The sequence below is a fragment of the Polaromonas sp. P1_G1 genome (assembly GCF_056405595.1).
On the sequence record NZ_JBFUBU010000266.1, the window covers coordinates 1 to 393 of the forward strand.

General features: G+C 75.1%; 1 protein-coding gene. It reads right to left on the reverse strand.

Annotated elements, in window-relative coordinates:
• On the reverse strand, positions 1-393 hold a 393-nt coding region (locus AC1D1Y_RS26775; RefSeq protein ID WP_477685010.1), incomplete at both ends, for a glycine-rich domain-containing protein.

Here is a 393-nt window from a genome sequence, read left to right on the forward strand (position 1 = left end):
ATTACCAGATGGGCATTGGCGGACGTGGCCACCACACTGGCCGCCCCGCCGCCGGCGCCGCCGCCCGACCAGCCGCTGCAGCCGGCCTGGCCGCCCGAGCCGCCGGCAAAACCAGACGCGCCGCCCGCCAGGCCTCCCGCGCCGGCCGCATTGGCGCAGGTAAAGGTCCCTTGCGAGGTGTTGCCGGCCCGGCCGCCTTGCCCCACATAAATATTCAGCACCGTTCCCGGCGCCGCGTAGTAGGTGCCGGTGGCCCGCGCACCCGCGCCGCCGGCGCCGCCCCAGCCGTTGGAGTCATTGCCGCCGCTGCCGCCGCCCGCGCCGTTGGCCTGGATGGTCACGCCGCCCGCGCCTGCGGGCACGGTGTAGGTCTGCACCGCGCCGGTGTAATTG